Here is a 25,190-nt window from a genome sequence, read left to right as displayed (position 1 = left end):
ACTTTGTTACTATGCTTTATTATGTTTTTGTATTAGTGCAATGAAGCGTGGGGTAATATCTGGGGTAATAAAATGAATAATTTGTCTTTTCTTGAATTAAAATCCATTTAAAAATCAATAGGAAATAAGTTTAATGCTAAGTTATCGTCACAGTTTCCATGCCGGCAACCACGCGGATGTGCTGAAGCACACTGTGCAAAGCCTGATCATTGAGTCAATGAAGGGAAAAGAGAAACCTTTCCTGTATTTGGATACCCATGCAGGCGCAGGCCGTTATCAGTTGAGCGGGGAACATGCCGAGCGTACAGGGGAGTATCTGGAAGGTATTGCCCGTATTTGGCAGCGTGATGATATTCCCGAGGAATTGACGGCGTATATGAGCGCGGTAAAGGCGCTGAATCCGCATGGTGTTCTGCGTTATTATCCAGGTTCCCCGCTGATTGCCCGCCATTTATTGCGGGAATATGACGAGCTTAACTTGAGTGAATTGCATTCCAGTGATTTTCCTTTGTTACGTAGTGAATTTTCCCGTGATGAACGTGTTCGCCTCCTGCGGGAAGATGGTTATCAGCAGTTGAAATCAAAACTACCACCCAAAAGCCGCCGCGGGTTTGTGCTGATTGACCCCCCTTATGAACTGAAATCTGACTACCAGAATGTCGTCAAAGGTATTTTGGAAGGATATAAGCGCTTTGCGACCGGTACTTACGCGCTGTGGTATCCGGTTGTACTGCGTCAGCAAATTAAACGTATGCTCAAGGATCTGGAGTCAACAGGCATTCGCAGGGTTTTACAGATCGAGCTTGGGGTACGTCCTGATAGTGATCAGCGTGGTATGACGGCGTCCGGTATGATCGTCATTAATCCGCCGTGGAAGCTGGAACAGCAGATGAAAGCGGTATTGCCTTGGCTGCATCAAGTACTGGTTCCTGAAGGAACAGGTCATACTTCTGTGGCATGGGTTGTGCCTGAATAGGTATTTGTTCAAAACTGCATTATCATCAAATAGTTGTTGCCTATAGTAATGAAAGCCAGAACCATCCAGAGTCAGTGATAACTTTTTGTCATAATAGACTAGGTTGAACTTTAGCTTGTACTGGTAAGTTAATTGATTAGACGGAAGTGACCTAAGATGAGTAAACATTACGATTATATTGCAATTGGTGGTGGCAGTGGTGGTATTGCCTCCATGAACCGTGCTGCCATGTATGGGCAGAAATGCGCCCTGATTGAAGCGAAAGCGCTGGGCGGAACATGTGTGAATGTGGGCTGTGTACCAAAGAAAGTGATGTGGCATGCCGCCCAGATTGCGGAATCTATTCATCAATATGGTCCTGATTATGGTTTTGATACCACGGTAAATCGTTTTGACTGGAAGACATTGATTGCCAGTCGTACTGCCTACATTGATCGTACTCATCAGTCTTATGAGCGTGTGCTGGGCAATAATAAGGTCGATGTTATTCATGGATTTGCCCGTTTTGTTGATGCACATACAGTCGAGGTCAATGGAGAAAAAATCACCGCTAACCATATCCTGATTGCTACGGGTGGGCGTCCGGTGTGTCCTACGATTCCGGGAGCGGAATATGGTATTGATTCTGATGGTTTCTTTGAACTGGATGAAATGCCAAAGCGTGTTGCTGTGGTAGGTGCAGGTTACATCGCTGTGGAAATTGCTGGTGTTTTGAAGGCGCTGGGCAGTGAAACGCATCTGTTTGTGCGCAAACATGCGCCGCTGCGTTCTTTCGATCCGCTGATTGTCGAGACCTTGCTGGAAGTTATCAAGAATGAAGGGCCGACACTGCATACGGAAGCGATATTAAAAGCCGTGATTAAACATGCTGATGGCAGCCTGACGTTGCAATTGCAGGATGGCAGAGAGCAGACGGTTGATACGTTGATCTGGGCGATTGGTCGCGAGCCGATGACCGATAATCTGAATCTGGCCGTCACTGGTGTTGAGTTGAATGAGAAAGGTTATATTCAAGTCGATAAATATCAGAATACCAATGTCAAAGGTGTGTATGCGGTAGGCGATAACACGGGCGCAGTGGAATTGACGCCGGTGGCAATTGCGGCAGGTCGTCGTCTATCGGAACGTCTGTTTAATAACAAGCCGGAAGAGCATCTGGATTACACCAATGTGCCAACGGTGGTATTCAGCCACCCGCCAATCGGTACGGTAGGTCTGACGGAGCCGCAGGCAAGGGAACAGTATGGTGATGATCAGGTTAAGGTTTATACTTCGTCATTTACTGCGATGTATACTGCCGTGACGCAACATCGTCAGCCATGCCGGATGAAATTGGTTTGTACGGGAGCGGATGAGAAGATTGTCGGTATTCATGGTATCGGCTTTGGTATGGATGAAATCCTGCAAGGTTTTGCGGTTGCGCTGAAAATGGGCGCGACGAAGAAGGATTTTGATAATACCGTGGCGATCCACCCGACGGCAGCAGAAGAATTTGTGACAATGAGATAATTTTATTTCTTTTTTATGTCATCGTTGAAATCCAATATTTTAAGGTTATGAGTTGTCAGACTCATAACCTATTAAATTTACGGTCATATATTCAATAAATAGAGCTTCCAAACAGACTGTTCACGTTCGCTAAAAGTCCTGATAATGTTCCTCGCTGGAGGATATTCTTCGTAGATTAAGTATCAAGCACTTGCATTCGATTGAGGCGCTGCTGATAGCATTGAAGTGTCGCTTTGATCGCCTCCTTCGACATAAAAGAATTTCGGTAAGTTGATTCTATCAACTGGGTCTCTTTGGTTAAGTCCATCAATAGCTTTCTGAGCAGCTTTTCACTCAGCCCCATACTTTGACCAAAAAGAAGGAAGTCAATCCCCAGATACTCGCCATACTTAGTTTCAAAGCCCGGAGCAAGTCCCTTATCTCCTTCCTCCTGAACCAGTAATGGCAATGCGAGTCATTATTGCCTAGCGGATAGGCATAAACAATGCGGCGAAACAAATCCATCTTAAATTTAATGTTGTCATTAACGTGCTGAATAAGAAACAGGGCAACCTGATCATAACTAACGTATTGCTTACCTGTTTAGTCCCAGATTTACTGAATTGGTGGTGGGAGTAAGTTGTTGCTCACAATCCCGGGGCTTTCCACAGCGATGTTGTCAGCCCGTCATCTACCAGATGAAGTTGGTCTGCGTACACCGCCTGCCAATTTTTTTTCGCTTTTTGGTAAATATCCCAATGTGTCAAATCCGGCTGATATTCCCGCTCCCAGCGCACCAGTTTTTCTCCGGTTTCAGGCAGTGAGTCATACAATGAAACTCCCACACCGGCCGCAATTGCACAGCCCAATGCGGTTGCTTCCTTAACCACAGGAACCCGCACGGGTAATCCTGTTACGTCGGCGAGGATCTGGCACCAGAGTTTGCCCTTGGAACCACCGCCGGCAAAGACCAGCGAGTCTGGCTTCACTCCAGAGAAACCTGCAATCAAATCAAGATTACAGGCCGAGACAATGGCCGCATTTTCCTCCAGTGCTCTAAATAGCGTCGCTTTGTTGCATTTTTCCGGATCAATCGACAGGTTGAGGAAGGAAGGAGCTGCGTGATACCACGATTTAAAGCGCATTACGTCTGAAAAAATCGGCATGATGCCATAAGCTCCTGCGGGAACGCGTGCCGCCATGTCTTCCATCAGGCTGTAAGCATCAACACCCAGCCGTTCCGCCATTAGTTTTTCTTCCGCACAGAAGGCATCGCGGAACCAGCGCATGGTCAGGCCGGTGAAAAAGCTGATGGATTCCGCCTGTGCCATGCCGGGAATGACATGCGGGTTGATGCGGATGTTCATGTTGGGATCGGTGATCGGAGCTGGCAGGTTGACGACCTGCTGCCAGAAAGTGCCACCGAGTACGGCGGTCTGAGCGGGTTTGACGACACCAATGCCGAGGCAGCCGAGCTGGACATCGCCGCCGCCCATAATGACGGGCGTGCCGCTGTTTAGCCCGCAATCTGCTGCCGCTTTTTCGGTGATGTAACCGAGCAGGGTGCCGGTTTCTTTGACGGGGGAAAGGATATCGGAACGCAGTCCGGCCATTTCCAATAGGTTAGGGCGCCAGTTGCGGCTGACTAAATCCAGCATTCCCGTTGTACCAGCGTTGGAGGGATCAACCGCCAGCTCGCCACTGAGCATATAAGCCAGCCAGTCGCTGATCATAGTGAGTGTACTGGCCTGCCGATAGATATCCGCGCGATGATGCGCAAGCCACAGCAGACGGGGCATCGCTCCCAGCGCCAGTGTCTGGCCGGAGTAACGGTAAACATCATACTCAAAGGTATTGTCGTAAAGCTCCTTCAATTCGCTGACTTCATGGCCAGAGCGGGCATCGACGTTGGCACAGGCCCAGATGGGATCGCCACTGCGATTATACAGGACAATGCCTTCCCGCATTGAGCAGGCGGCAACGCCCTGAATCGCACTGGCAGGCAGTTCCGCCTTTTGCAGTGCCTGGCGAATACATTGACACGCCAGTTGCCAGTTGGTTTTCAGGTCGAATTCCATTGAACCTGAGACATTCGGTACAGGCTGGTGTATCCACTCAGCCTGTCCAACGGCAACCTGATTTCCTTCGAGATCAAATATTACTGCACGGATACTGCCAGTTCCTGCATCAAGCGCCATCAGATACTTCCCTGATGGGTGAGCGTGAGCGCGTTGATTCATGATGCTATCCTCGTCTGTCGTTATCTTTTTATTCGATAGGGCACAGGGGATGGATAAGCAGTGTTAGTCGATTACGTCAGCATGGCTCTTGCGGTCTGTTCTTCGGTTACCAGCGAGCTAATATAGCCGCCTTTCAGTGCGGCAATGATGGCACCGGCTTTTTCAATACCACCCGCCACACCGATCACATTCGGGATCGTTTTCAGTTCTGGCAGGGAGATACCGATCAGTTCCTGATGGATATCGATATGGCTGACCAGCTCACCTTCTGCATTGAAGAAATAACCGAGGATATCCCCAATCGCGCCTTTGCGGCCAAACATCAATTGTTCTCCGTCGCTGATATAGCCGGAACGCATGATGGTCGCCTGCTGTCGCTGGTTGATCGCTCCGATTCCCACCACGGCGATATCTGCGGCACAGGCAGTCAGGATCACATCCCGCACACTGCGTTCTTCGCGGAACGTAGCGGCGACTTGGTGAGTTGACGCCCGCAGCGGTGCAGGAATGATGCTGACAGGGCAGTCTGCATCAAGCTGACCAATCCCCGTCATATAAGGTCCGACGCCGCCAGACAACGTCACCAGCCGGATTTGTTGGGACGAAATAAACCCACTCAGGTGCTGTAAAGTACACATCGGGGTTTCGCCAAATCCGATAGCCAGTAGCTGACTAGGCTCAATCAGTGCCATTAGCAGGTGGGCAGCGCCGACGCCAAGACGGGTGTTGATATTTATTTCGTCAAGAGCCGGCAGTACACGAACCTGCTTGAGATTAAAGCGTTTTTGCAGCGTATCTTCCAATTCCAGACACCCTTCATAGCGTGAATTGATCTGCACGCGGATCACGCCCGTCTGCCGCCCTTTCTCCAGTAGGCGGGAGATTTTGAGGCGGCTGAGGCCGAGCAATTCACCGATGTCTCCTTGAGTCAGACCATCGTGATAGTAAAACCAGGCTATGCGAGCCAGTAGTTCTTCTTCACTCATGCTGTTTCCTGAATAGCCATGACCTGAATGGTTATTATCTGAATAAGAAAGTTCCTCGGATAACCCGCTTCTCTCTGATACTGATTGCTTCTTGGTTGGTTTGATCGACATAACAACTTGTTTATCCACTGGCAAAGAATTAAGCATAAAAGCCTCTGATGTGCTAGAGGGCGATCGCAAAAATTTGAACATATTTTGATAGAGATCTGATTTTTTCACAAAATGTGATGGAAATATTGCAAAAACTTCAGATTATGAATTAGAGTTGTGAACAAAAGTATTTTAAATTGATAAATGTTCAATTGCTATGTCCCTCTTTTGGCGGTTCGTGGAGTCAGTAAGCAATTTTCCGGTCTGGCGGTATTGAAACATATTGATTTCACCCTGATTGCGGGGCAGGTTCATGCTTTGCTCGGCGGCAATGGCGCAGGTCAATCGACGCTGATGCTGGATGGTCGTACTATCAGTCATCTGACACCTGCTAAGCGCATCAATTGGGCATCTATCTGGTGCCACAGGAACCTTTGTTATTTCCCAGTCTTTTTGTTCAGGAAAACATTTTATTCCGTCTGCCTAAACATCAGGTCAGCAAAAGCCGGATGCAGCAATTACTGAACCAGCTGAATTGTTCGATGGATCTGAATACCCCTGCTGGCAACCTGAATGTGGCGGATAAGCAGTTAGTGGAAATTATACGCGGGCTGCACAGGCCGCGGAAAACCTGAAACGCCGGAATATAGCGATCGTCGGGTTCAGTACGCCGAATGTGATGCGACCTTACGTTGAAAACGGCACGGTCAAACAGTTCGGCCTGTGGGATGTCGTTAAGCAGGGCAAGATAGCCATTCATGTTGCCAATGAAATGCTGAAAAAAGGCGATCTGAATGTAGGGGAGCAGTTAGATATTCCAGATATCGGTAAACTGGCGATCTCACCCAACAGCGTACAGGGATACCGCTACGAAGCGAAAGGCAACGGTATTGTTGTGATGCCGGAGCGTGTAATTTTTACCAGCGAAAACATCAACCAATACGATTTCTAATTTATGGGCTGACACCTTCTGGAGAGAGAAATGGCAGATTTAGATGACATCAAAGACGGTAAAGATTTTGGTATTGATACACCACAAAAGAACACTCTGTTTGAATTGAAAGGCAGCGGTGCGCTGGATTGGGGAATGCAGTCGCGTTTGTCGCGGATTTTCAATCCAACGACTAATAAAACGGTGATGCTGGCGTTTGATCACGGTTATTTTCAGGGGCCGACTACGGGATTGGAGCGTATTGATATCAATATCGCCCCGCTGTTTGAGCACACTGATGTATTGATGTGTACCCGCGGTATTCTGCGCAGTCAGGTTCCACCTGCAACCAATAAGCCGGTGGTACTGCGTGCATCCGGCGCTAATTCGATTTTGACTGAGTTATCCAATGAAGCGGTGGCTGTAGCGATGGAAGATGCGCTTCGGCTGAATGTATGCGCTGTGGCGGCGCAAGTTTATATTGGTTCTGAGCATGAACATCAATCCATCAAGAACATCATCAAGCTGGTGGATCAGGGAATGCGCTATGGTATGCCGACAATGGCCGTGACAGGCGTCGGGAAGGATATGGCGCGTGACCAGCGTTATTTCTCACTGGCGACCCGTATTGCCGCTGAAATAGGGGCGAATATTATCAAGACCTATTATGTTGACAGCGGTTTTGAGCGGATCGCCGCGGGCTGTCCTGTGCCGATTGTGATTGCAGGCGGTAAGAAATTACCAGAGATAGAAGCACTGGAGATGTGCTATCAAGCGATTGATCAGGGTGCGTCCGGCGTTGATATGGGACGGAATATCTTCCAGTCCGAAGCGCCGGTAGCCATGCTGAAAGCGGTTCAGGCGGTGGTTCATCACAATGAAAAGCCAGCACAGGCTTATGAATTGTTCCTGAGTGAAAAGGCTAAGGGGGAATAATATGCAAGTCACGTTAGTTGAAATCAACGTTAAAGCCGACAAGCTCGACGAATTTATCGAGGTCTTTCGCGATAATCACCTTGGTTCGGTCAAAGAGCCGGGCAACCTACGCTTTGATGTGCTGAGAGATGAAAATATTCCGACCCGCTTTTATGTTTATGAAGCTTATGCCGATGAAGCATCAGTGGCTGCCCATAAAAAAACACCTCATTACTTGCGTTGTGTCGAGAGATTGGAAGCGTTGATGACCGAGCCAAGGAAAAAAACAACGTTTATTGGCTTGATACCGGAAGGGAAATAGCGTTATAACATGATTGATATATGCACAGCCCGCAACATAATCTGTGGGCTGTTTTCTGAAAATGCAGTTGCTTAATGCTGCTCATATTTGCACTTTTTTGAATTTTTAGCTTTATGTACCATTGGCATCATCAAGTAAAATTAGATGTCATTCATAAAGATATGAAGCCCCCTTCAACTGCATAGTAGAAAATCGGAGCGATTATCATTATCTGTTTATCAGGGGAGTAATAATAATGATAGAGCATGCCAGAGAAAAGTCGGAACAGCATAATGATGATATAGAATTTCATGTGCAATATGTCTGCCATATGGAATCACTCGGCAAATTAGCGGTTATTTGCTAATATCAACGTGTTATTTTTTAAAGTATGAATATATTTGATAAACGTAACAGAGAAATAGAATAAATATTTTTTCTGATTTACAGATAAACTCTCTGGCGAGAAAATGGGTTAGCTAAAGATAAAATAATAACTAAAGAATTGTCTTAGTGGGTTCTTTATCGTGATAATCGTCGTCATAGGCTTCATTACGTGGTTTTGATGTATGGTTTGGTGCCGATTATCAAATCACAAATGAAGCCTTTTTTCTATCTAAAATAAAGAGTAATCGCTTAAAATCCTGTATGTTATTCCCAATAACCCGCTCCTGTGATTGTGGCAGATATCGTGCCTAATCCGGATCCGTTAAACTGTGCCAATTTATCTATAGGTGGATCTAGAAAAGCCATACTTATAGTTAAAGGTGTTATCATTGCAACAAAGAATGTTGCTTTCTGATAAATTAGATTAATATCATTCGTACCAAAAAAAAACTCACCGGAAAATTTTCCTTTTCCCACAGATCCTATTCCTCCTGCTTTTCCGTAAAATGTTTTCGCACCTTGAACATCTAGGGTACATGTATAGTAAAAAAAGTAACTAACTAAGGACAAAGTAGCCTCATAATATATATGTGTGTTTGATTCAGATAACTTTGTGATCGAATCATCTGTCGTTTTGTGCTTTAACCTATCTGCTGTTTCCTCAGATAAAGATTCGATAATTTTCAGTCCTTTTCCAACAAGCAAGGAAGATTCTGATTCAGTAGATAATGATTTTTTCATCCTATCCCCCAGATTTATAAATCGAGAAAGATTAATTTAAAACTTAAATATTTTTTCTGATTAGATGTCAGAAAAAAATAATAGTTAAGTCATATTTAATATAGCAATAAACATTTTAATCTTTATTACGTAATTTCATCGCCCTCCCAGATTCCAGTTTGTTAAAAAATTAGCATAATTTATGAATTTGTCTTTGACTGAGACTTGTTTTATAAAAAACAACAAAAACAAATTTTCAATAAGCGTCAAGAGCAAAATATAATTAGAATTTATTCATAATAAAATCATAGTACAGATCTGGATATTTTCAACATGAAAGTAATATTGGTGAAACAAACTTATTTGAGAATATTTAAAAAAATCATGCCATATGGAATTAAAAAAAGAAGAAATACACATAATTAATTAATTATTTTCGATAATAATGGTGTTGCACTTATTATATGGAATCGCCAGTGTTAATTTTATTTTATATATAATTGGAGCATTAATGGCCGAGCCAAGAAAAAAACCTCTTTTATTGGTTTAATACCGGAAGATAAATAGCACGGATAAACTGGACAATTCTGTATAATATATGCAACTTACAACATAATTTGTGGGCTGTTATCCAAAAAGTTTCGTTGCTTATCTCTATTCCTAGTGATGATTTCTGAAATCAACTCTCATCAGCTTCATTTATGTCGGAAGCGCCGTACATTACATGTGTTCATAAGGAAATACATTTCTTCCTTATCTGCCAGTTCTGATGGTTCTTAGCCAGGCTTGCTAGCGCTGCCTGCCCTCAACCATGCCACAATAAATGCTGTCACCTGCTGTGGCTGGTTGATATTAAGCAGAGGAAGCGATGTTGCCAGCGGGATATCGCTGGCAATAGCAATAACATGGGTATCCATGATCTGATCAAAGGCAACATTCAGGCCGTGGCGATAGAGAACGATTTTTGCAATGGCCTCTTCCTTGAAGCCTTCGACCAGAACCAGATCCAGAGAATCAGCGTTGAACCGACTGGCGAGATAGTGCAGATCCAGCTTTGGCAAGTCTGGTGTTTCTGTCATCAATGCCCAGCGCTGCTGGCTGGCGACCAACGTTTGTGCTGCTCCTGCCTTACGCAGCTCATAACTGTCTTTGCCCGGTTGATCGACATCCATATTATGGTGAGTGTGCTTAATCAATCCCACCCGGATATGTTGTTGGCGCAATAGCGGAATGATCTGTTTGAGCAGTGTTGTTTTACCTGTTCCACTGTAGGCGGTGATGCCGAGCAGCGGCAATGTCGTTGGTTTCATGCTGACTCCTGAAAATATTCCCAATGCTGGTATTCTTCCGGTGTATTTAAATTGGTGAAGGCGCTGGGATAGGGAAAATAAACCGCTTTTGCCTTAATCATTTGCATAAAAAACATCAGCTTTCTCTCTCCCAATGCCAGATAGCTTTCCAGTCGGGGGATCAAGCTGCGGTGCATTAAAGCCAGTGTGGGATGGGCACGTTGGCAATCATGGACATAAACTGCCCATGAATGCTGACGATAACGCCACAGTTTTTCCACAAGGTCATCGGGGAAATCTGGTACATCACAGGGGACAAAGATCACCCATTCATGAATGGCCTTCTTCAATACTGCCAGCATACCTGCCAGCGGCCCAGAAAAATCGGTGATGATATCCGGTATGATGGGATAACCACTCTGCTGATAAACCGCCTGATTACGGTTGGCGTTAATCAACAGCTCTTGCACCTGCGGCTGCAATCTTGTGGCAATGTGTTGGTATAATGGTGTGCCGTCGAATTGCAGTAATCCTTTATCATCTCCCCCCATGCGGGTGGATAGTCCTCCGGCCAGAATTGCGCCACTCATTTTTGGATGCGTCATGTTAACTCACCTGATATTTGGCAATGAAATATTCAATTATTTGGTTTATAACCTTTGTAAATCAATATGTAACAATGCTTTCATGGAGGGGAGTATAACCTTTACGCTTATTGACAGACCAATTCTTTCTCTAAATCATTATCCTTGCTAATTTGTATAGCCATTTATAAGGAATTAAAAATGAAGAAAATTTTAAGACTGCTTTGCTGCGTACCAGAGGCATTATTAAAGATTAATGAAGAGAGAGCAGGGTTGTGACGGAACAAATGGCTTTTAACTTCCAGAATATTACACCAGACTTAATCATGGATGCGTTGGTGCAGTCGGGTCTGTATATTGATTCTGGCTTAACTGAACTGAATAGCTATGAAAACCGCGTCTATCAGTTTATGGATGAAAATCGTAAACGTTATGTCGTGAAATTTTACCGTCCACAGCGCTGGAGTCAGCAGCAGATCCAAGAAGAGCATGATTTTGCACTGGCATTACAGCAGGCAGATTTGTCAGTTGCGGCGCCTCTGGTGTTTGCCGGCCAGACGGTACTGAAACATGGTGGGTTCTTCTTCGCCATTTTCCCCAGTGTGGGTGGGCGTCAGTATGAATCTGATAACTTTGATCAGTTGGAAGGTGTCGGGCGATTGCTGGGGCAAATACATCAGATTGGTCGCCAGAAAATATTTTCTTCCCGTCCAACCATTGGCTTAGATGAATATTTATATCAGCCATACCACTATTTATCTGCATGTAAATTAATTCCGGCTAAACATAAAAAAGTCTTCTTTGCTGCGTTGGATGAGTTAAATCAAACGGTGGAAGGAGCATGGTATTTTGATGGGCAGATACGGCTACATGGAGATTGCCATGCCGGCAATATTCTGTGGCGTGATGAGGCATGGTTCGTGGATCTTGATGATGCCCGTAATGGCCCGGCGATTCAGGATTTGTGGATGTTGCTCAATGGCTCACGGCAAGAACGCTTGATCCAATTGGATATCCTGCTTGAGTCATATAGCCAGTTTACGGATTTTGATCCAAAGACATTGGCACTGATAGAACCACTTCGTGCGATGAGAATGGTCTATTATTTGGCTTGGGTTGCCCGTCGCTGGCAAGACCCGGCTTTTCCAAAAGCTTTTCCGTGGATGGCCGACAGCGACTTCTGGCATGGTCAAGTTAGTCTTTTTTCTGAACAAATTCGGCTGTTACAGGAATCACCTTTACAGCTAAATCCGATGTATTAATTTTACTGGAGAACATTATGAAGACATTTTGGTTAGCACTGGTGGGAATATTTATGGCATTTAATGCCAGTGCCTCTGGTTTTTCTGAAGATAAACAATACGTTGAATTAAAAAATCCAGTGGCTAATCAGCCACAGGTTTTAGAATTTTTCTCCTTTTATTGTCCCCACTGTTACCAGTTTGAAAATATTTACCATGTTCCTAGTACCGTTGAGAAGAATTTGCCAGCAGGTGTCACTCATGAGCGTTACCACGTCGATTTTATCGGGCCTTTGGGGAAAGATTTGACAGATGCGTGGGCGGTTGCCATTGTCATGAAAATTGAGGATAAAATCTCCCCGATTTTGTTTGAGGGTATCCAGAAAAACCATACTATCAATAGTAAGGCCGATATCCGTAGTGCTTTTATCAAGGCGGGTGTGTCAGGTGAAGAGTATGATGCGGCGTTAAACAGCTTTATCGTGAAGTCTGTGGCAGCCAAAGAGCGTCAGGCCGTCAGCAGTCTGCAACTTCAAGGCGTTCCTGCTATTTATGTGAATGGCAAGTACCAGGTTAAAAATGATGGTATTGAGTCGACGACAATGGCTGGGTATGCCAAGGGTTTTTCTGATGTAGTGAATTATCTGGTGACAAAAAAATGAGTCGGAAGCCACGGCTGTAATTAAACAGGCACGTTAGTATTAATATAAAATAACATGTGTATTGTGCCAGTCACAATAAAGCTGGCACAATACTTGCTGAAAAGCCCCTTTCATAACATAAACTTTGGTTATATCCACAAGTCAGTGATTTTTAAGTCATTGTAATATTTCTTTAATACTCCGCGTAATCCATTGATTTTTACCTCCTGTTGCTCATTTTTTAGGGGGATAAACATAAATCTGTTTTATGTGCCAATTTTTTGTGCACAAAGTTATCCACAATTCATTCATCAGAATATTTGTCAGAAAAAGCCTGTCAGCACGAGAAAATTATCGCAAAATTCGTCTATAACGACACAATATGGCATTCTATTCTTTAATCATCCCACAGAACGACGAAGAAAATTTTATGGCACAGATAGCAGACAATCCCCTGATTTTGGTTGATGGTTCTTCATACCTTTATCGTGCATACCATGCGTTTCCTCCGCTGACCAATAGTGCGGGAGAACCAACGGGCGCCATGTATGGTGTCCTGAATATGCTGCGCAGCTTAATCATCCAGTATAAACCCAGTCATGTGGCGGTCGTGTTTGATGCCAAGGGTAAAACGTTCCGTGATGAGTTATTTGCTGAATATAAATCTCATCGTCCCCCGATGCCGGATGATTTACGTGAGCAGATTGAGCCGCTGCACAAAATGGTCGAGGCAATGGGGCTGCCGATTCTGGTTGTGCCGGGCGTCGAAGCTGATGACGTCATTGGTACACTGGCATTGCAGGCGGAAAAAGAAGGGCGTTCTGTTCTGATCAGTACGGGCGATAAAGATATGGCTCAATTGGTTACGCCTTATATCACGCTGATTAACACCATGACTAACACCATTCTGGGGCCGGAAGGGGTTTCTGAGAAATATGGTGTTCCACCTGAATTGATCATCGATTTCCTCGCTCTGATGGGAGACTCCTCCGATAATATTCCCGGCGTACCGGGTGTCGGTGAGAAAACAGCGCTGGGATTATTGCAGGGTATCGGTAGTCTGGATGATATCTATGCCAGACTTGATGAGATCGCGACACTCAGCTTCCGTGGCGCTAAAACGCTGAGTGGGAAAATGGCGCAGCACAAAGAGGTGGCTTACCTTTCTTATCAATTGGCAACGATTAAAACGGATGTTGAGCTGGATAAAACCTGTCTGGAGCTTGCGGTTACAGCCCCTGACAGTGATGAGCTGTTGGCGCTGTTCAGCCGTTATGAATTCAAACGTTGGTTGAGCGATGTACAGAATGGCAGTTGGTTGGAAGGTAATAGTCAAAAATCCGCTGCGACAGTCTCTGCTGCTAAATCAGCCACTATCAGCAGCGCTCCGGCAGCTGTCAATATTTCGCCGGAAAATTATCAAACTATCCTTGACCGAAAATCCCTTGATGAGTGGATTGTGAAGCTGAAACAGGCTCCAGCCTTCTCTTTTGATACTGAGACAGATGGCCTTGATACTTTGACCGTTAATCTGGTGGGCATGTCTTTTGCTATTGCGGTGGGAGAATCAGAGGTTGAAGCGGCATATCTGCCACTGGGGCATGATTACCTCGATGCACCAGAACAACTGGATCTGCATGAAGTTCTGGCGGCATTAAAACCCCTGCTGGAAGATGCAAACCTGCCTAAAATCGGGCAAAACCTGAAATTTGATCGTGGGGTGCTGGCACGTTATGACGTCGCTTTGAATGGCATTGTTTTTGATACCATGCTGGAGTCGTATGTCCTGAACAGTGTGAGTGGACGGCATGATATGGATAGCCTGGCAGATCGTCATCTGGGATATAAAACCACAACTTTTGAAGAAATCGCGGGCAAGGGCAAAAAACAGCTTACCTTCAATCAAATCCCGCTGGAAGAAGCGGCAAAATATGCGGCTGAAGATGCGGATGTGACTTTACGGCTGCACCAAGTCATGTATCCACAGATAGACAGTGTACCGACGTTGAAAAGCGTCTTCCAGAACATCGAAATGCCCTTGGTGCCAGTGCTTTCTCGCATAGAGCGAACCGGTGTGCTGATCGATGCCCAAACTCTGGCTGAACACTCAACGGAAATTACTGCGCGGCTGGGAGAACTGGAAAAAGCTGCTTATGAACTGGCCGGTGAAGAGTTCAATCTGGCTTCCCCAAAACAGTTGCAGGTCATTCTCTTTGAAAAACTGAACCTGCCTGTATTGAAAAAGACGCCAAATGGGGCGCCATCGACTAATGAAGAAGTGTTGGAAGAACTGGCAGATAATCATGAACTGCCGCGGGTGATTCTGGAACATCGCGGTCTGGCAAAACTGAAATCCACTTATACCGACAAGCTGCCGCAGATGGTTAACCCGCTCACTAAACGAGTTCATACCTCTTATCATCAGGCAGTGACAGCGACCGGGCGTCTTTCTTCCCGTGATCCTAACCTGCAAAACATTCCTGTCCGTAATGACGAGGGGAGACGTATCCGTCAGGCATTTATTGCACCGGAAGGTTATTGCATCATGGCGGCGGACTATTCGCAGATAGAATTGCGGATTATGGCGCATCTGTCACAGGATAAGGGCTTGCTGGAGGCTTTTGCGCAGGGTAAGGATATTCACAGTGCGACGGCGGCTGAAGTCTTTGGCGTGCCATTGGAAGAAGTGACCAGCGAACAGCGCCGCAGTGCGAAAGCGATCAATTTTGGTCTGATTTATGGCATGAGTGCGTTTGGCCTATCCCGTCAGTTAAGTATTCCACGCGGAGAAGCTCAACGCTATATGGATCTCTATTTTGAACGCTATCCGGGGGTGCTGGCCTATATGGAACGTACACGCCAGCAGGCGGCTGAGCATGGTTTTGTTGAAACGTTGGAAGGGCGTCGACTTTACCTGCCAGATATCAAATCGCGCAATGCCATGCGTCGCAAGGCTTCTGAACGCGAGGCGATTAACGCTCCAATGCAGGGAACGGCGGCAGATATCATCAAATTGGCAATGATCGCGGTGGATAATTGGATCGTCAGTGAGCAGCCAAATGTACGTATGATTATGCAGGTGCACGATGAACTGGTATTTGAGGTTCATGAATCAGAACTGGCGACAGCGGAGCAGAAAATCAGTGAGTTGATGGAAAAAAGTATGCAGCTTGATGTGCCGTTAAAAGTGGATGTGGGAATTGGGATCAACTGGGATCAAGCTCACTGATTAACGGATGAAAACAGCCACTTTTCAGTCAAAAATCTGAAAAGTAAACAAAATAGCCGCAAAAAAAGTGGCTTTTTTGTTATGGTGCAGAATTTTATGGGGATAATTTTTTATTGAGGTATTTTGATGGAATGACTGTTTATTTAACGACCTGAAATTATCCGCATAATGCCGCGAAAGGGCTTGTAACAAGAATTTAGCTTAGGTTTGAGATTAGATCTAGATCTCACAAATATGTAATTAAACTACATAAAAAATGATGTAATGACCCGATTTAGCGAAATAATTGCGACTGAATCGCAGTATCATATGAAAATTAATTACAAAAAAAATCTTTTTCTAGTGAAAAAAATAGGGTAGAGTTATTCGCGTAGGGTACAGAGGTAAGATGTTCTATCTTTCAGACCTTTTACTTCACGTAATCGGATTTAGCTGAATATTAGCTGCCCCAGTCATTTCTTTTGACTGGGGCGTTTAATGAGATGGTCCCCACCACCCTGTGAGCGGTATGCTGGCAGGGTGTTTCTTTCAGGAGAAGACCATCATGCAAAACGTTACGCTTATTGGTATTGATCTCGGCAAACATTCTTTCCACGTTCACTGTCAGGACAAATCAGGAAAGGCCCTGCTGCGTAAAAAATTTACCCGCGCCAGACTGATGGAGTTTTTAGCGGGATCGCCATCAGCGACTGTTGTAATGGAAGCCTGCGCCGGTGCTCACTTTATGGCTCGCCGGATCGCTGCTTTTGGTCACGAAGCGAAGCTGATTTCTCCACAATTTGTTCGTCCTTTTGTAAAGAGCAACAAGAACGATTTTGTGGATGCTGAAGCCATATGCGAAGCTGCATCTCGTCCCTCCATGCGATTTGTGCAACCACGAACAGAGGCGCAACAAGCTATGCGCGCCCTGCATCGGGTCAGAGAATCACTGGTCAGAGACAGGGTTAAAACCACTAATCAGATGCACGCTTTTTTACTGGAATTTGGCATCAGTATGCCGATCGGAACCGCCGTGATAAAAAGACTTTCAACCGTCTTGGCAGAGAACGAACTTCCTCCCTATCTGGCACAGTTGCTGATGCGCTTACATGCCCATTATCTTTATCTTGTCGAACAGCTCACCGAGCTTGAGACGGCACTGGAGCAGGAGCTGAGACGTGATGAAACAGGACAGCGTCTTCAGACAATACCGGGCGTGGGTCCGATAACTGCCAGCGTCTTATCATCGCAGCTGGGCGATGGTAAGCAGTATGGCTGTAGCCGGGATTTTGCTGCTTCAACCGGTCTGGTACCACGCCAGTACAGCACGGGTGGCAAAAATACGCTTTTAGGGATAAGTAAACGCGGAGACAAAAATCTGCGACGGTTACTTGTCCAGTGCGCCAGAGTCTTTATCCAGAGAATCGATTATCAGTCAGGAAGGCTGGCTGAATGGGTAAAGGCTCAGCTTGAGCGAAAACACTCAAATGTTGTGGCCTGTGCGCTGGCCAACAAATTAGCCCGGATAGCCTGGGCAATCACAACACGGCAAACTGTGTTCGAAAGGTAACGACGACGCCAGTCTGACTGGCAGGTTAATCGTTAATTAAAGCAGTTCCCAATCTGGTTTTGCGAAGACTGATTATTGATGACATGAACGGCTTATCGACCTGATGGAATCCTGACATAAAAAATGGCTCTCTGAAGCCGTGCGGTTTTTTAGGCTTATCAGGTGCGGAACTCATCGAGGCGCGGGCATCCCTGCCCATAGTGACGCCGGATAGATTTAAGCAAGCCAACATCAATCAAAAATCAGTGTTGCAAAAAAGGTGGGGACCATAGATTTTTATGCGCGAAGCACGGCTTTAGGGGGTAGGTGAAGCTCACTCCACCTCAATGGCAGGCTGGTTGAACCAGTAGTCAAGTTTCTGCTCAAGTTGGTCGATGCCGATTTTTTTCAGGGCAGAGAAATTTTCAATTTGAATCTCGCCACCCAGAGAAGTCAGCTCCTGACGGACTTTCGCCAATTGGCTTTTACGGGCGCCGGATGCCAGTTTATCCGCTTTCGTCAGCAAAACCATAACAGGTACTTGCATCACGACTGCCCATTCGATCATCTGCATATCCAGATCTTTCAGTGGATGACGGATATCCATCAAAACCACCAACCCCAGCAGACACTCACGTTTCTGGAGATACTCTCCCAGTGCGTTCTGCCATTTGCGTTTCATCTCTTCTGGCACTTCAGCGTAGCCATAACCCGGTAAGTCAACCAGCCGAATACCGTCTTCCACTTCGAACAGGTTGATAAGCTGAGTACGCCCCGGGGTTTTACTGGTGCGAGCAAGGCTCTTTTGTTTAGTCAGTGCATTCAGGGCGCTGGATTTACCCGCATTCGACCGACCGGCAAACGCGACCTCAATACCCACATCTTGAGGCAGGTGGCGAATGTCAGGTGCACTCGTGACAAAGTGGGTCATGTGATAGTTGTAGTTTTTGATGGTCAAAATGGTTATCTCCCTGAGGAATACACGAAAACAGCGCGCTGATTATACCTAGAGCAGCGGCTTGTGGACAGGTATAACTACTAATTGCGCGATATCTGTATTGTATACCCTTTGGTTGAATACTCTATATTTCTCGCCATTTATAACGTTATTCCCCACATAAACAAAATTCAGGTTATGAGACCATAATAGCTATTCAGACAGAATTCATCTCAACAAATAGCTGCTTACTCGTAAATGTAGGTAAATCTTTGGAACTTAGTTCTATAGGGAATTACACTTAATAAGTTTTGTTGTTATGAGTTTTGTTATTGACCTCAAAAATAAAGGAACCATTAATGTTTAAACGTATTTTTGTGTCGCTTATGGCTGCATGTGCTATCAGTGTGATGGCAACTCCGGCATTGGCTGCCGAAACTCATGTGAAGCTGGTAACATCAGCAGGGGAAATAGAGCTTGCGCTGGATAGTAACAAGGCGCCAATCACTACAAAAAATTTCATTGAGTATGTCAATGAAGGATTTTATAACAACACCATTTTTCACCGCATCATTCCCGGGTTTATGGTTCAGGGGGGTGGCTTTACGAAAGATATGAAGCAGAAGGTGACCAAAGCACCAATCAAAAATGAAGCAGATAATGGTTTGCGTAATCTGCGTGGTACGATAGCGATGGCACGCACCGCAGATAAAGACAGTGCAACCAGTCAGTTCTTCATTAATGTCACTGATAACGCCTTCCTTGATCACGGTCAGCGTGATTTTGGTTATGCTGTCTTTGGTAAAGTCATAAAAGGTATGGATGTGGTTGATAAAATTTCTCAGGTCAAGACAGAAAATGTTGGCCCTTATCAAAATGTACCCGTGAAACCGATTGTGATCCTTTCTGCCAAAGTTGCACCTTAATTCAATAGGAAAACAGTGTTTTCCTGCCTGAAACCTAGAAAATAAGACGGTATTTATATTGTGCCATTCGCTTTTTGAGTGCCGTCTTCCCCTCTCACCTGCGTTATCTTTTCACGTCAAGCTCTCACCACGGGTGAATGCTGCTGTTTGTATCCTACTATTTTAAAAATACGTCTGTGGTATGATGAGCGTCCCGCTGCTGTTGATGCTGCTTTACCTGATTTTATCGAAATACAGAATGCACAATGCCCGCTAGGGTAGCGGCAATATATAAAACTATAAAAATCAATAGGATATACTCCTATGCTATTAATAATAGATAACTACGATTCTTTTACATTCAATTTATATCAATATTTTTGCGAGTTAGGGACAAATGTTTTAGTTAAGCGTAATGATGAATTACAGCTTGAAGATATCGAGAAGTTGGCGCCCACACATTTAGTGATTTCGCCGGGGCCTTGTACGCCAAATGAAGCAGGGATTTCACTAGAGGCCATTGCGCATTTTGCCGGCAAATTGCCAATCCTCGGTGTGTGCCTAGGGCATCAGGCTATTGGGCAGGCTTTTGGTGCGAGTGTGGTCAAAGCCCGCGAGGTGATGCACGGAAAAAACAGCTTGATCCACCATAATCAACAAGGAGTATTCAAAGGATTGAACCGTCCACTGACTGTTACTCGTTATCATTCTCTGGTGATTGCTGCTGAAACCCTGCCAGCATCGTTTGAAGTGACCGCATGGAGTCAGCATAACGGTAATGTAGATGAAATTATGGGAATACGTCACCGTACTTTGCCATTGGAAGGTGTGCAATTTCACCCTGAAAGCATTCTCAGTGAACAGGGACATGATTTGTTGAATAATTTTCTCAGATATTAACCAAATACCATCGCATTTTCCTCACCGGCTGTTTTTTATTTGCCCTTATGTGATTTTTTATTCATATTTGGTGACTATTATTTCACTGTGATATGGCAAATATAAAAATAAGGTGGGGGAAATCACGTCTGTCCCAGCGGAATATCAGGGCAAGGCCAGTGAAGTATTACAGAAAGCGGCGTAACGGGGCTTGATGCTGCCATTGCACTGATAAGACAAAGGAAGCAACAAAAAAGCCAGTGCAGGATAAGGGTTGCGCTGGCTCAGTTTCAAGAGTAATTTCAGAAATTAGCGGGTTCCATATACTACAATGGTTTTGCCATGAGCAGAGATCAGGTTTTGATCTTCTAACATCTTGAGAATGCGGCCAACTGTTTCGCGGGAACACCCGACAATCTGGCCAATTTCCTGACGTGTAATTTTTATTTGCATACCATCAGGATGGGTCATCGCATCAGGCTGTTTGGCCAGATTCATTAACGTCTTGGCAATACGACCTGTGACATCCAGAAATGCCAGATTACCGACTTTTTCTGAGGTTGTTTGTAAGCGTCTTGCCATCTGAGAGGATAGACGCATCAGAATATCAGGATTGACCTGAATGAGCTGGCGAAATTTCTTGTAGGAAATTTCAGCGACTTCACAGGCACTTTTAGCTCGTACCCATGCAGTACGCAGCTTTCCTTCTTCGAACAATCCAAGTTCACCAATGAAATCTCCCTGATTTAAATAAGAGAGAATCATTTCTTTGCCTTCTTCATCTTTTATTAGAACAGCGACTGAACCTTTAACAATATAGTAAAGCGTTTCTGCTTTCTCGCCTTGATGAATAAGCGTGCTCTTGGATGGATATTTGTGAATATGGCAGTGTGACAAAAACCATTCAAGAGTAGGGTCTGTTTGTGGCTTGCCGAGAACCATTCGCTTTATCCTCTGTTGTTATTTCCGCCTTGATGACGTGAGGAACAGTTTTTCCTCACCCGGCTGGCTTTATAAAGTCAATAGTTTAACATATTAACTTGCTGAAAAACTGACAAGCGGGAATTTTATATAGATTATAATCATACCAAAATATGGGTGTCTTAATCTTAACCTATATATCTTGCCAGCTTCGCTTGTAACCTCGTTTGTAACACAGGAAAACGTTTCTGTCTTCCCCTGTATCGCTTCAGCCCGCCAGATTAACAGAAATCTATTTGGAGCGTCGTCTTTATTGCTCTACGACTTATAGGAAATCGAATAATGCCAGTATTTCCAAAGGGAAAAGGAGAAACAACATAAAGACGGGAACGGCTGAATGACTTTTTTATTGTGTAAGAGGCTGTGGGTACTTTGGTAAATATCGTACTGCTTTTACGCGTTTTACCTTACTGAATTTTCTCTTTATAATCTGTTTTTATTGTTACTGAAATGTTTATTTTCGTAAAACAGGCAACGTTATTTTTTGTTACCTGTTTAATTAAAAATTAAATTGCGTTTAAATCAAGAAATTTTTTTGCCTTCCAGTAATTGCTGAACCCACGGAGCCATAATTAATTCCATGGCCAGCCCCACTTTTCCGCCGGGAACGACAATGGTATTTATACTGGAAATAAATGATCCCTGAAGCATTGATAGTAAATAAGGGAAATCAATTTGTTTCAGGCCACGGAAACGAATCACGATAAAACTTTCATCCAGAGATGGAATAGCCTTGGCGGAGAAAGGGTTAGAGGTATCAACGGTGGGAACTCGCTGGAAATTGATATGAGTACGGGAAAACTGTGGCGTAATATAGCGGATATAATCATCCATCGAACGCACCACGGAATCCATGACCGCCTCTCTTGAATGGCCACGTTCGCTGGTATCACGGATAAGTTTCTGTATCCACTCAAGGTTGACGATGGGGACGACACCAATCAGCAAATCAACATAGCTGGCGACATTATACTGTGGAGTAACAACGCCACCATGCAACCCCTCATAAAACAGAATATCGGTGTTTGATGGCAGTGATTCCCACGGCGTGAATGTACCCGGTACTTGATTGTAAGGCACGGCTTCATCATAGGTGTGGAGATATCTCCGGCAGCGGCCAGTGCCTGTTTCACCATAGTTGTAAAATGTCTTTTCCAACATGCTGAAATCATTGGCTTCTGGCCCAAAATAGCTGACATGTCTGCCTTGCTCCTTCGCCTTACGGATCTCGGCATCCATTTCAGGACGGGTGTAACGGTGGAAACTATCCCCTTCGATGAGTGCGGCAGTAACTTCAAGTTGTTGAAAAATCTTGCGGAACGCCACACTGGTCGTTGTTGTTCCGGCTCCGCTAGAACCCGTTATTGCAATGACAGGGTGTTTGGCAGACATAAGAACAGACTCCTTATCCAAAAAAGTTGGGACTATCTTTCTCGTAATCAGCAATACAGAGCAAAATAAGGCAAACGGAACAGCCTGATAAAAAGAAGGCGCTAAGGGCGAAACATCTCTTTGGGCATGATATTGACGGTCTCATGCAGTTCAGACCAAACCAGTAGGACTTCTCCCCGTTCAAGCTGACGTTTTACATCCTGTACTTTTTGCTCCAGCGTTTTTTCATCTTCACCGTAATCGGTGCCTTCCCGCAAGACAAAACTTTCGATCAGATCGAGTAGGGTTTCGGGTGCCAGTTGTTGCCACGGGATCATCATTGTGGTTGCTCCTGAGTTTGTAAATGGGGATTGGCGGCCCTGCTCAGGGGAGAAAAGTGCTCACTCATAAGGGATTAATTTTCATAATTAGTCATCTTGTGTAGTGAATAACATACTGTTATTTTCGTCGAAAGGAAATGTTAACCATTTGGGTAAGAGGAACAATCCCCCCATGACCGCAAGTCTGATATTCTCACTAAGCACCTTCTTATTAATCTCTGGGATTACACCGGGCCCGAACAATATGCTGCTGACTTCATCGGGTGCTAATTTTGGTTTCCGTCGTTCGTTACCGCTTTGGGTGGGTATCCTTCTTGGCATACAGACCATCCTTCTGCTGTCTGCTTTTGGCGTGGGAGCAGTGCTGCTGTTGTATCCGGCGATGCACACCGTGTTGAAAGTGCTCGGTAGTCTGTATTTATTAAGGTTGGCGTGGAAAACGTCGACAGCACATTATAAACGGTTGGAAACGGCAAATTTGGCGGCTGTTCCCATCAAAAGCCATCAAGGCTGGTTATTACAGTTTCTGAACCCCAAGGCGTGGATGATGGGATTGGGTGCCGTCGGCAGTTACAGCCTACAGGGAGACTTATATAACCACTCAGTGGTCGTGATCAGTGTGGTGATGCTGATCTCCAATATGATCGCTGGTACAGTGTGGATTGTTCTGGGCTCGCTGATTGGCTCCCTGTTGAAAAGCCGCAATGCCTGGTTTATTTTCAATATCACCATGGGTATTCTTACTGCTGTCTGTGTCCCTTTGCTTTGGATTAGCTGAATCAGCTTAAATCAATATTTTTACTGCCAAAGAAAAATGTCAGTATAAAACCACTGATATAAGCGATGATTAAACCTGCACCGTACACTGCCATGCCCGTGAAGATGCCACTATCGGACGTCATCAGGGGCAGGGCGACCAGACCCGATGGGCCGAAAACAGAATTCAGCCCGACAGGGACTCCCAGCCAGGCAACCAGACCGATAAAAAAGCCGCCGATTGCGCCACCGAAACAAGCCGTGACAAAGGGTTTGACGCGAGGCAGTGTCACTCCATAAATCAGTGGTTCTCCGATCCCCAGAAAACCCGGAATGATGGCGCCTTTGATTTGAGTGCGTAGCAGCGAACCTTTTTGGGCTTTCATATATAACGCCAGCGCAGAGCCGACCTGTCCTGCTCCCGCCATCGCCAGAATCGGGAACAGCGAGTTAAAGTTTTGCACATCCATCAACGTAAAATAGACGGGAACAAAGCCCTGATGTACACCAAACATCACCGCGATTAAAAATAACCCTGCCAGAATTGCCGCACCGAATGGATTACCGTTCAGATGCATGAACAGCCATGACATCGCCGTAAACAGGTAGCTTCCCACAGGCATGATGACAATAAACGCGACAGCGCCCATGATAAGAAGGGTAAGGGTGGAAGTGAGGATCATATCCAGATCAGAGGGCATCATTTTGCGGATCTGTTTTTCCACCCAAGCGCCGAGAATGCAGGCAATCAGTACACCGATGATATTCCCGCGCGGGTCAATGGCGAAGCCAAAGAAATCACTGATACCGGAATAGAAGCCGCTGGTGGCGCTGGCGTTATAACCCAGCACGAACAGGGAAGCGATAATGGCACCATTGACGCCGGAGCCACCGAAGGCTTTCTGCGCATTATAACCGATCAGAATACTCAGGAAACTGAACATCCCTTTGCTGAAAACTTTCATATAGCCGACCATCTCAACCAATACGGCATTGGGATGTCCGGTTCCCTGAATGAAAATCTGTTCTAGCAAGGTAGCAAACCCCAATAACAGGCCAACGGCGATAAAACCGGGGATCAGCGGGGTAAAAATGGTGGCGAATTTAGCCAGAAACTTATGAACTGAACGGGTTTGTTTTTCTTTGAGCTGCTTTTTATTGGAAGACGCAATCTCTTTCAAATCTGCGGGCTGGTGTCCAGCGGCGGAGTGATCAGCAGTACTCAATAGCCCGTTCAACCTATCCGCTGCGGTTTGTGCTTTGCCGGGGCCAAGGACAATCTGGAGCTGTTCGTCATTTTCAATGACACCTAAAACCCCTGAAATTTTATTTAAGACAGTTTTATCGACCAGTGAATCATCATGCAGTGTTAAGCGCAGGCGAGTCATGCAATTGCCACAATGGACGACATTATCCGCGCCACCCATCGCCCTGAGTATTTCTACCAGCATTTCCTGGCTGATTTTAGCCATCT

General features: G+C 45.3%; 24 protein-coding genes and 2 pseudogenes. 13 read left to right on the top strand and 13 right to left on the bottom strand.

Features of this window, described 5'->3' with window-relative positions; translation table 11 throughout:
- The first annotated feature begins 133 nt into the window (after window positions 1–133).
- Together XBJ1_RS17555 and gorA are read left to right on the top strand one after the other, a co-directional pair.
- Entirely contained in the window at window positions 134–976 is an 843-nt protein-coding gene (locus XBJ1_RS17555; protein WP_012990385.1) for a 23S rRNA (adenine(2030)-N(6))-methyltransferase RlmJ, read from the top strand.
- A gap of 156 nt (window positions 977–1,132) precedes the next feature.
- Window positions 1,133–2,485: a glutathione-disulfide reductase gene (gene gorA, locus XBJ1_RS17550; RefSeq protein ID WP_012990384.1), complete on the top strand. Its 1,353-nt coding sequence runs from the start codon at window positions 1,133–1,135 to the stop codon at window positions 2,483–2,485.
- A 175-nt stretch (window positions 2,486–2,660) separates the two neighbouring features.
- Here gorA and XBJ1_RS17545 read toward each other — a convergent pair whose 3' ends face one another.
- From XBJ1_RS17545 to lsrR, 3 genes are all read right to left on the bottom strand, one after another.
- A complete protein-coding gene (locus XBJ1_RS17545) occupies window positions 2,661–2,933 on the bottom strand; it encodes a hypothetical protein (protein WP_012990383.1) in 273 nt (90 codons plus the stop codon).
- Window positions 2,934–3,111: 178 nt separating this feature from the next.
- Window positions 3,112–4,704, bottom strand: coding sequence for an autoinducer-2 kinase (gene lsrK / locus XBJ1_RS17540; protein WP_012990382.1), 1,593 nt, complete (start codon window positions 4,702–4,704; stop codon window positions 3,112–3,114).
- A 71-nt stretch (window positions 4,705–4,775) separates the two neighbouring features.
- Entirely contained in the window at window positions 4,776–5,837 is a 1,062-nt protein-coding gene (gene lsrR / locus XBJ1_RS17535) for a transcriptional regulator LsrR (protein ID WP_080515985.1), read from the bottom strand.
- A gap of 147 nt (window positions 5,838–5,984) precedes the next feature.
- Between lsrR and XBJ1_RS21060 the strand changes: the two are divergent.
- The 4 genes and pseudogenes from XBJ1_RS21060 to lsrG form a co-directional block, all read left to right on the top strand.
- Window positions 5,985–6,400 (top strand): annotated as a pseudogene (locus XBJ1_RS21060) (ATP-binding cassette domain-containing protein); the annotation flags it as partial.
- A pseudogene (locus tag XBJ1_RS17520) lies at window positions 6,391–6,732 on the top strand (autoinducer 2 ABC transporter substrate-binding protein LsrB); the annotation flags it as partial. The pseudogenes XBJ1_RS21060 and XBJ1_RS17520, both read left to right, overlap by 10 nt.
- A 30-nt stretch (window positions 6,733–6,762) precedes the next feature.
- Complete coding sequence (gene lsrF, locus XBJ1_RS17515; protein ID WP_012990379.1) at window positions 6,763–7,647, top strand: 3-hydroxy-5-phosphonooxypentane-2,4-dione thiolase; 885 nt, start codon at window positions 6,763–6,765, stop codon at window positions 7,645–7,647.
- Between the two features lies 1 nt (window position 7,648).
- Window positions 7,649–7,948, top strand: coding sequence for a (4S)-4-hydroxy-5-phosphonooxypentane-2,3-dione isomerase (gene lsrG, locus XBJ1_RS17510; protein ID WP_012990378.1), 300 nt, complete (start codon window positions 7,649–7,651; stop codon window positions 7,946–7,948).
- Between the two features lie 630 nt (window positions 7,949–8,578).
- Here lsrG and XBJ1_RS17505 read toward each other — a convergent pair.
- The 3 genes from XBJ1_RS17505 to mobA form a co-directional block, all read right to left on the bottom strand.
- Window positions 8,579–9,055, bottom strand: a complete 477-nt coding sequence (locus XBJ1_RS17505) for a VapA/VapB family virulence-associated protein (RefSeq protein ID WP_012990376.1) — start codon at window positions 9,053–9,055, stop codon at window positions 8,579–8,581.
- A gap of 755 nt (window positions 9,056–9,810) precedes the next feature.
- On the bottom strand, window positions 9,811–10,344 hold the full coding sequence (gene mobB, locus XBJ1_RS17500) for a molybdopterin-guanine dinucleotide biosynthesis protein MobB (protein ID WP_012990375.1): 534 nt from the start codon (window positions 10,342–10,344) through the stop codon (window positions 9,811–9,813).
- Window positions 10,341–10,928, bottom strand: a complete 588-nt coding sequence (mobA, locus tag XBJ1_RS17495) for a molybdenum cofactor guanylyltransferase MobA (protein ID WP_012990374.1) — start codon at window positions 10,926–10,928, stop codon at window positions 10,341–10,343. The genes mobB and mobA overlap by 4 nt, the downstream gene beginning before the upstream one ends.
- A gap of 266 nt (window positions 10,929–11,194) precedes the next feature.
- Here mobA and XBJ1_RS17490 point away from each other — a divergent pair, with 266 nt between their 5' ends.
- From XBJ1_RS17490 to XBJ1_RS17475, 4 genes are all read left to right on the top strand, one after another.
- Window positions 11,195–12,169 (top strand): serine/threonine protein kinase, encoded by a 975-nt coding sequence (locus XBJ1_RS17490; RefSeq protein ID WP_038199481.1) that lies wholly within the window; start codon window positions 11,195–11,197, stop codon window positions 12,167–12,169.
- Between the two features lie 17 nt (window positions 12,170–12,186).
- Entirely contained in the window at window positions 12,187–12,810 is a 624-nt protein-coding gene (dsbA, locus tag XBJ1_RS17485; protein ID WP_012990372.1) for a thiol:disulfide interchange protein DsbA, read from the top strand.
- 409 nt (window positions 12,811–13,219) lie between these two features.
- Entirely contained in the window at window positions 13,220–16,018 is a 2,799-nt protein-coding gene (polA, locus tag XBJ1_RS17480) for a DNA polymerase I (protein WP_012990371.1), read from the top strand.
- A 544-nt stretch (window positions 16,019–16,562) separates the two neighbouring features.
- Complete coding sequence (locus tag XBJ1_RS17475; RefSeq protein WP_012987226.1) at window positions 16,563–17,567, top strand: IS110 family transposase; 1,005 nt, start codon at window positions 16,563–16,565, stop codon at window positions 17,565–17,567.
- Between the two features lie 25 nt (window positions 17,568–17,592).
- On the opposite strand, the gene XBJ1_RS21930 is transcribed toward XBJ1_RS17475, so the two are convergent.
- Both XBJ1_RS21930 and yihA read right to left on the bottom strand, forming a co-directional pair.
- Window positions 17,593–17,799: a hypothetical protein gene (locus XBJ1_RS21930; protein WP_162467458.1), complete on the bottom strand. Its 207-nt coding sequence runs from the start codon at window positions 17,797–17,799 to the stop codon at window positions 17,593–17,595.
- 81 nt (window positions 17,800–17,880) lie between these two features.
- The gene (yihA, locus tag XBJ1_RS17470; RefSeq protein WP_012990370.1) at window positions 17,881–18,504 is read right to left on the bottom strand and encodes a ribosome biogenesis GTP-binding protein YihA/YsxC; all 624 of its coding nucleotides are present in this window, start codon (window positions 18,502–18,504) and stop codon (window positions 17,881–17,883) included.
- A 338-nt stretch (window positions 18,505–18,842) separates the two neighbouring features.
- On the opposite strand from yihA, the gene ppiA reads away from it, so the two are divergent.
- Both ppiA and XBJ1_RS17460 read left to right on the top strand, forming a co-directional pair.
- Window positions 18,843–19,409 carry a peptidylprolyl isomerase A gene (ppiA, locus tag XBJ1_RS17465; protein ID WP_012990369.1) on the top strand — a complete coding sequence of 189 codons (567 nt, stop codon included), beginning with the start codon at window positions 18,843–18,845 and terminating at the stop codon, window positions 19,407–19,409.
- Between the two features lie 303 nt (window positions 19,410–19,712).
- On the top strand, window positions 19,713–20,288 hold the full coding sequence (locus XBJ1_RS17460) for an aminodeoxychorismate synthase component II (RefSeq protein WP_012990367.1): 576 nt from the start codon (window positions 19,713–19,715) through the stop codon (window positions 20,286–20,288).
- Window positions 20,289–20,432: 144 nt separating this feature from the next.
- On the opposite strand, the gene XBJ1_RS22790 is transcribed toward XBJ1_RS17460, so the two are convergent.
- The 4 genes from XBJ1_RS22790 to XBJ1_RS17445 all read right to left on the bottom strand — a co-directional run bounded on the left by XBJ1_RS22790 (window position 20,433) and on the right by XBJ1_RS17445 (window position 22,960).
- The gene (locus tag XBJ1_RS22790; protein ID WP_268987547.1) at window positions 20,433–20,561 is read right to left on the bottom strand and encodes a hypothetical protein; all 129 of its coding nucleotides are present in this window, start codon (window positions 20,559–20,561) and stop codon (window positions 20,433–20,435) included.
- Between the two features lie 15 nt (window positions 20,562–20,576).
- Window positions 20,577–21,209: a cAMP-activated global transcriptional regulator CRP gene (crp, locus tag XBJ1_RS17455; RefSeq protein WP_012990366.1), complete on the bottom strand. Its 633-nt coding sequence runs from the start codon at window positions 21,207–21,209 to the stop codon at window positions 20,577–20,579.
- Between the two features lie 561 nt (window positions 21,210–21,770).
- Window positions 21,771–22,640, bottom strand: a complete 870-nt coding sequence (locus tag XBJ1_RS17450) for a phosphoribulokinase (RefSeq protein ID WP_012990365.1) — start codon at window positions 22,638–22,640, stop codon at window positions 21,771–21,773.
- Between the two features lie 101 nt (window positions 22,641–22,741).
- Window positions 22,742–22,960, bottom strand: coding sequence for a YheU family protein (locus XBJ1_RS17445; RefSeq protein ID WP_012990364.1), 219 nt, complete (start codon window positions 22,958–22,960; stop codon window positions 22,742–22,744).
- A 172-nt stretch (window positions 22,961–23,132) separates the two neighbouring features.
- Between XBJ1_RS17445 and XBJ1_RS17440 the strand changes: the two genes are divergently transcribed.
- Window positions 23,133–23,738, top strand: a complete 606-nt coding sequence (locus tag XBJ1_RS17440; protein WP_012990363.1) for a LysE family translocator — start codon at window positions 23,133–23,135, stop codon at window positions 23,736–23,738.
- Window position 23,739: 1 nt separating this feature from the next.
- On the opposite strand, the gene murP is transcribed toward XBJ1_RS17440, so the two are convergent.
- Window positions 23,740–25,188 (bottom strand): PTS N-acetylmuramic acid transporter subunit IIBC, encoded by a 1,449-nt coding sequence (gene murP / locus XBJ1_RS17435; protein ID WP_012990362.1) that lies wholly within the window; start codon window positions 25,186–25,188, stop codon window positions 23,740–23,742.
- Between the last annotated feature and the right edge of the window lie 2 nt (window positions 25,189–25,190).

The sequence above is a fragment of the Xenorhabdus bovienii SS-2004 genome (genome assembly GCF_000027225.1).
Classification (GTDB): domain Bacteria; phylum Pseudomonadota; class Gammaproteobacteria; order Enterobacterales; family Enterobacteriaceae; genus Xenorhabdus; species Xenorhabdus bovienii_C.
The sequence above is the reverse complement of the archived record's forward strand: the minus strand, read 5'-3'. Positions and strand labels throughout refer to the sequence as shown.

Coding starts and splice junctions, on each gene's coding strand:
- XBJ1_RS17555 (WP_012990385.1), top strand. CDS start 134: ATGCTAAGTTATCGTCACAGTTTCCATGCCGGCAACCACGCGGATGTG.
- gorA (WP_012990384.1), top strand. CDS start 1,133: ATGAGTAAACATTACGATTATATTGCAATTGGTGGTGGCAGTGGTGGT.
- lsrK (WP_012990382.1), bottom strand. CDS start 4,704: ATGAATCAACGCGCTCACGCTCACCCATCAGGGAAGTATCTGATGGCG.
- lsrR (WP_080515985.1), bottom strand. CDS start 5,837: ATGCTTAATTCTTTGCCAGTGGATAAACAAGTTGTTATGTCGATCAAA.
- lsrF (WP_012990379.1), top strand. CDS start 6,763: ATGGCAGATTTAGATGACATCAAAGACGGTAAAGATTTTGGTATTGAT.
- lsrG (WP_012990378.1), top strand. CDS start 7,649: ATGCAAGTCACGTTAGTTGAAATCAACGTTAAAGCCGACAAGCTCGAC.
- XBJ1_RS17505 (WP_012990376.1), bottom strand. CDS start 9,055: ATGAAAAAATCATTATCTACTGAATCAGAATCTTCCTTGCTTGTTGGA.
- mobB (WP_012990375.1), bottom strand. CDS start 10,344: ATGAAACCAACGACATTGCCGCTGCTCGGCATCACCGCCTACAGTGGA.
- mobA (WP_012990374.1), bottom strand. CDS start 10,928: ATGACGCATCCAAAAATGAGTGGCGCAATTCTGGCCGGAGGACTATCC.
- XBJ1_RS17490 (WP_038199481.1), top strand. CDS start 11,195: ATGGCTTTTAACTTCCAGAATATTACACCAGACTTAATCATGGATGCG.
- dsbA (WP_012990372.1), top strand. CDS start 12,187: ATGAAGACATTTTGGTTAGCACTGGTGGGAATATTTATGGCATTTAAT.
- polA (WP_012990371.1), top strand. CDS start 13,220: ATGGCACAGATAGCAGACAATCCCCTGATTTTGGTTGATGGTTCTTCA.
- XBJ1_RS17475 (WP_012987226.1), top strand. CDS start 16,563: ATGCAAAACGTTACGCTTATTGGTATTGATCTCGGCAAACATTCTTTC.
- XBJ1_RS21930 (WP_162467458.1), bottom strand. CDS start 17,799: ATGTTGGCTTGCTTAAATCTATCCGGCGTCACTATGGGCAGGGATGCC.
- ppiA (WP_012990369.1), top strand. CDS start 18,843: ATGTTTAAACGTATTTTTGTGTCGCTTATGGCTGCATGTGCTATCAGT.
- XBJ1_RS17460 (WP_012990367.1), top strand. CDS start 19,713: ATGCTATTAATAATAGATAACTACGATTCTTTTACATTCAATTTATAT.
- crp (WP_012990366.1), bottom strand. CDS start 21,209: ATGGTTCTCGGCAAGCCACAAACAGACCCTACTCTTGAATGGTTTTTG.
- XBJ1_RS17450 (WP_012990365.1), bottom strand. CDS start 22,640: ATGTCTGCCAAACACCCTGTCATTGCAATAACGGGTTCTAGCGGAGCC.
- XBJ1_RS17445 (WP_012990364.1), bottom strand. CDS start 22,960: ATGATGATCCCGTGGCAACAACTGGCACCCGAAACCCTACTCGATCTG.
- XBJ1_RS17440 (WP_012990363.1), top strand. CDS start 23,133: ATGACCGCAAGTCTGATATTCTCACTAAGCACCTTCTTATTAATCTCT.
- murP (WP_012990362.1), bottom strand. CDS start 25,188: ATGGCTAAAATCAGCCAGGAAATGCTGGTAGAAATACTCAGGGCGATG.